The organism is Thomasclavelia sp., assembly GCF_017889095.1.
Lineage (GTDB): Bacteria > Bacillota_I > Bacilli_A > Erysipelotrichales > Coprobacillaceae > Thomasclavelia.
On record NZ_JAGHEW010000196.1, the window covers coordinates 1 to 5,978 of the forward strand.

Below are 5,978 nucleotides of genomic sequence, written 5' to 3' on the forward strand. Positions count from 1 at the left end.
AAATAATTAATTGTATACATTTTAATATGTTTATGTTAAATTTGTCAAATTATAGTTAGTGTTAAATAATCATGTAAATGGTTTTTATACATATAATATGCATCTTGTACAATATGGATTTACAAATAAAAAATATATATTAAAATAAAATCATAAGGAATCTAGATTTTTTATAATTAACCATGAAAATTATAATATTGACAAATGTAAGGAATATTTATTTTAACATTTAAGATGAGCCATGATAAGTTTTGGAATTAATGTAAATTAAAATATATGGGGTGGTTATTGATGGAAAAGTATCGAAAATTGATAGTTATTTTAGGCACTATATGTTTATTAATAGCATTAATAGTATTTTTAAATAAAACCCCTGATTTTGATGAGTTATATCACTCTAATGATTATTATATGGAACAATCTGATTATCAAAAGATAATAACTTTTGAAATAGATTTAACTAATCCTGAAACAGCAATAAATAAAAAGATAAAAATAGATAACGAGTGTTGTTTGGAAATTATCTCTTTAAGATTGCTGGAAAATGGTCAATATGATATTGTGTTCAATAGTATTGGAAATATTGAAAATGGTGAAGGTATCATCTATACTGCAAATTATTACGTTATCGATAATAAAGAAAATTATATTGAAACAAAAACGAGTTTTATAAGTAATGATAATGAAAATTGGTATCCTTCTTCGTGGAATGGTTTTGATGGGAATGGAGATTCATTTGGCTATAGTATTGAAAAAGATAATGTAAAAAATAAAAAACACTGTTTGATCAAAATATCTAATTTAAATCGTATTGAGTTTAAGAAATGATTTAATTGATTTTTCGATAAGATTGTGATATTTTCGCGATAAAATATGGTTAATCAAAAAATGTTAATGCATTATTTTTACATCGTTTCTAATGATTGATTCATGATTATAATATAAATAAATTTATAAAAATGAGGAGGAAAGAAAATGAAAAGAATAATTAGTTTGTTTTTAACAAGTGTCTTATTATCTACAACAATTTGCAATGTTAATGCTGAAAATAAAATGTTATTAGATTATTCTAAAGAAGAAATTGCTACGATGAGTGATGCCCAATATTTGGATTTATATGGTAACTATTATATTGATGCGTTAGAAAAGAAAAAAACTGATTCTGAAATAGAAAAAGAATTATCAGCGCTAGGAATCGAATTTAAAGCTGCAAAAACAAACGAAACAAGAGCTTCTTTGAGTACAGATATTAGCCTAAATGTTACTTTTTCAAGAAGAGCAGGACAAGCATACACCTATGTAACTGGAGTAGCTACACCAACCACAACACTTGCTTCACCTGCTACTGAAGATTGTATGTCGATAGAGTGGGAACCTTCAAAAGGATCATATTATGGTTATGCAGAAGGTCAAAATACAACTTTAAAAGATTATTCAAAAAGAAATAATGGTACTTTAGTTTTTAACGTGCAAGATTCAAAAATGACATCAAAGACTAAATATGCATTAGCATCTGCATTAGTTATATTTAATAATAATTCTAACACAGGATCTATTGGTATTAAATATATTCATACATACGGTAGCTCAGCTCCGTCACTTACAATTGGTGGTAATGTAGGTTATACAGGCGGATTAGTTAGTGGTGGGGTTAGTATTGGCTTGAGTATTAACTATACTAATGCTACTTGGCAAAGAGCTTATTTATATAGTTAAAAATATGGATTTTCCAAGATTATAGTAATTATAATAGTTTATATATTTATACAGTTGTGCATATTTAATTTTTAAACAATATTTCTAATTTCTGAATGTTATTATATGAAACTAGATATTAAAAATTTTTAGAATTTTAAATGGGATTAAAATGAAAGGGATGCAATATGAAAACACTTAATTCAAAAAAACAAAATTTTAATTCTAAATTTGTTTATCGTCTGTTAAATATTATTACGGTATTTTTTGCAATATTGTGTTTACTTTCAATTGTGATTAATAGAGAATTTACTAATTTATCAAAGATATTTTTGGTTATAATGATAATTTGTGAACTGCCATTAGTAATTAGATATTTTTTGTATAAAAAAGATAGATAGTCATATAAGTGATTAAAAATAGAGAAGAATTTTAGTGAGATAAAGATGTATTATCATTTTACTGGAATTCTCTCTTTTTTTATCTATTGCATTGTTACATCCGTACATTTACAAGGAATTTATGAATATTCAATAGATAAAATGAAATTTGAAAAATGTTTATATAATTCTAAACCTAATAGAATACAAAGTGCGTATATTATAAATAAGATTTAGAAGATAAATATAAAAACAACCGAATAAATTTTATAGAAGGGAGAATAAATTAATGAAACTGTTGAAAAGTATGATGTTATCTTTGGTATTAATAGCGTGTACATCATCAAATGAAACTAATGTAGGTATTTCGAATGAAAGTTTGATGAAAAAATAAATGCGATTATACCTAAACAAATCTATAAAGAATTAGATGATAATTTAGTAACTCATAAAGAAGATAATACAATTTTAGTAGGGGATGATGAAGAAAATCCAACATTAAGATTAGATTTTACATACGAAGATACTAATCTAGTATCTTATGTTTCTAAACAATATGGATATATTGATGAAAAGGTTGAAGAAAATATAATCGATGAAGATAGGGCGTTATTACTTGCTGATACATTTTAAAAGATTTTTTTGGATCAGGTTGGAACATTTGAACGGATATCAAATCGAAGCAGTTGTGATAGTGATAACTATATGACTTTTAAAGATCAATATGAAAATATCTATATTATACAGATAAATAAAAATGTCAATGTATTATTTGAAGCAAAAGAATATTATTAAGATATAATATTATAAAATTCATTAATTATTAGACAAAATAATTATATGAGTAACTATCAAAAGTGGTGGTTGCTCTTTATTATGGTAATTTAAATAATTGGAGGATAAGATCATGGAAAAACTAAAAAAATATTAGTAGTTGTTTAATTATTATAGTTTTTAGTTATGGTTTATTTATTATCTTAAAGAGTTAGAGATGATTTGGTTTTAAATAAGTAGCTAAATCATAGGTTGAATATGTAAATCTGTATATATGTCGTGCACCTAAAATTAAAATATAATTGTTAATTTCAACTTATTATAGCATATTTTTTTTAAAAGTCTAACTTTGTTAGATATATTTTTAAACAAACATATAACTAAATTTATGATTGATCTTTTTTTGAAATTATATCTTTTATAATTCTGTTAGAATTATGAAAATATACTATAACAACAGTTGAATTCATTATGATGTGCCATACTACTAGATATAGGGTTTTAGAAAATAAGTAAAAATATATTTATAATATACAAAAATATGAGTAAAATGAGTAAATAGTGTATATTATTATTAGAAATGTCATACTATAAATTAGGCGATGTATTTTGACAATATCATTAATTTATGATATTATATTTATGGAGATAGAGATGTCTTTCGTGTGGAGACACGTTAAAGCTGTGCTGTGCATGGAGCAGGATAAATTCCATGACTGATAGATATTCGACAGAATATCGGGCTTGGCATCTTAGATAAAGATGTAGTTTATGCCGAGAACTTAATAAGTCGGCAACTAATAGATATTCGACAGAATATCGGGGCTGACAGCCAGCATAAAACACTCATATACATTGCTTGTTTCGGATGGGTTTGTCCCATCCGTTTTTTATGGAGGTAAATTATGACATTAAGAGAAAAAAAGATAAAAATTATAAACAACATTAATCAAGCTGCTCAATTATATAAACAATATTTATTAGGTAAAACGTTTATGTATGTATTTGATGATAGATACATTGAAGTTTCTTTCAGAAAAAAAGATTTCGCCCATTTATGTGGTGTTGAAAAAACAATTTCATCAAAGTCATTTTATAACGATGCAATCAAAGGCAAGTTACGACACAATCAGATATATTTTAGTGCTAGACATCCTATGAGTTTAAGCATAAAAAAGACAAATAAAATTAAAAACATTAATAAATGTATATCTGAAGAAGGGTTTATTTTAGAAAACATAAAAACTAAAACTACAGTATTTAAATTCGGCTTTACAGAATTAGAATTCACACTATGTTTTGATTACGATCTGGATGAAGATGGAAATAAAAAAAGCAATTATTTGATTGTTAAATCGTTAAGAGATGAAGATTGCTTTAAAAAAACAACAAATGCTCATGAAATAGATTTTGTATTTCAAAAAAATAATGATGAAAAAATATATAATATAATTACATACAAAAATGTAAATAAAGACATGAATCAATTATGCCCAGAAATCAAAGCATTAATTTCTGTTGAACTAATTAATAATAAATAGATTATTACATTAAGAAACTAGAATGTGAGATATAATTTGTTTTGGTATAATTACTATCCTTGATATCTTTTCAAAATTAACGTCATTTTCTTACACTTTCTTTAAATATTTCTTTCTTATTGAAAAAAGAATAATAATTCTCGGTATTGATATTTGCTGACTATAAAGTTGTAATTAAGATTAACATAAATCTAAATGTGTACTTGTTCTAGGTAAAATCAATAATTGTTTTTTATTTTCGATTTAATGCATTGACAGCCAATTAGATTCGATAAGACATTCACGATAATTTTATAATTCCCTATTAAATCATCACCTCTATATTTTAAGTCCAGTTTTAAAACATTGGTTAATGAATTAATTTTTATTTCATTAAGTAACTTAAAGTATTAATATTATAAATCTAAACATCAAATAGGATTCTTTGTTCTTTACATATTTTTATAAAATCATCAAAACAGTAGAATTTATTACTGATTTTTTTCAAATATCGTCAAATTCTTTTTGTTGAAACTTTAATTCTAAAGCTTATTGTAAATATATCAATACATTATTATAAAACTATAATTCTGAATTATTATTCTGGTTATGGATTTGGATAGTATTTATTTTTGTAACAGTTTTAACCGCTGATAAAATAATTTAGCGGGAGCACTAAAAGTTTGATATTTTTTGGTTACGATATATGGATTGACGGAAATATCAGGTTTGATTGGTCTAAAAGTTAGATTTCGATTACCGCTAGTATCAACTAGCTGATCTAAACAAAAGGCATAACCCATTCCTTTTTCAACCATAAATGTGGCATTATAAACTAAATTGTAGGTAGCTACGATATTAAAGTTTTCATAAGCTGAATCAAACCAGCTTAATCGTTGTTGACCGTTAATTGTTTGTAATGGGAAAATAAGAGGGATTTTGTTTAAATCTTCTAAAGTAATAAAATCTTTTGTAGCTAAATAACAATCTTTTTTCATTAATAATCCAAAACGGTCGTTTTTATTAATATGCATATAATTATATTTATCCATTTCCATTGGTCCTAATAATAAGCCCATATCTAATAATCCTTTATCTAAGCGTTCTAGAATCGCCTGGGCATCACCGCTATAAATATGAATTTTTATTTCTGGATATTGTTTTTGAATGTCTTTTAAAACATCCATGACATATTCCATTATATGCGTTTCCCCGCAGCCAAAATAGATATCACCACCTAAGTAATCCAGATCATTTTGAAAGGCAGCTTCGGTTTTATTCATCAAGTCAATCATTTCTTGAGCTCGTGCTCGTAAAAAAATACCATCTTCTGTTAAAGTTATTTTTCGTTTACCGCGAATAAATAGTTGTTTTCCTAACTGCTGCTCTAAATCCATCATTTGTTTGGAAAGAGTTGGCTGGGATATATGCAAACTGTTGGCGGCACTAGTGATATTTTGTTCTCTGGCTACTGCTAGAAAATAATATAATAATCTAGTTTCAATCATTTTTACCCACCTCCTAGTTAAATTATACCTTTATTTATCATAACTGTAAACTATAATAAATCATTTAAAATAAGTATTTCCTATTAATTAAAAAATACGCT

Annotated in this window: 4 protein-coding genes; 3 read left to right on the plus strand and 1 reads right to left on the minus strand. The window is 25.3% G+C overall.

The genetic code is table 11. The features are described from left to right. The first annotated feature begins 291 nt into the window (after window positions 1-291). From J7M77_RS08400 to J7M77_RS08410, 3 genes are all read left to right on the plus strand, one after another. On the plus strand, window positions 292-828 hold the full coding sequence (locus tag J7M77_RS08400; RefSeq protein WP_296877427.1) for a hypothetical protein: 537 nt from the start codon (window positions 292-294) through the stop codon (window positions 826-828). A 147-nt stretch (window positions 829-975) separates the two neighbouring features. Continuing rightward, window positions 976-1,716: a hypothetical protein gene (locus J7M77_RS08405; protein ID WP_296877430.1), complete on the plus strand. Its 741-nt coding sequence runs from the start codon at window positions 976-978 to the stop codon at window positions 1,714-1,716. Between the two features lie 2,038 nt (window positions 1,717-3,754). Next, the gene (locus J7M77_RS08410; protein WP_296877432.1) at window positions 3,755-4,390 is read left to right on the plus strand and encodes a PBECR4 domain-containing protein; all 636 of its coding nucleotides are present in this window, start codon (window positions 3,755-3,757) and stop codon (window positions 4,388-4,390) included. 605 nt (window positions 4,391-4,995) lie between these two features. Here the strand turns inward: J7M77_RS08410 and J7M77_RS08415 are convergent. After that, window positions 4,996-5,877, minus strand: coding sequence for a LysR family transcriptional regulator (locus J7M77_RS08415; protein ID WP_296877434.1), 882 nt, complete (start codon window positions 5,875-5,877; stop codon window positions 4,996-4,998). Window positions 5,878-5,978 lie beyond the last annotated feature (101 nt).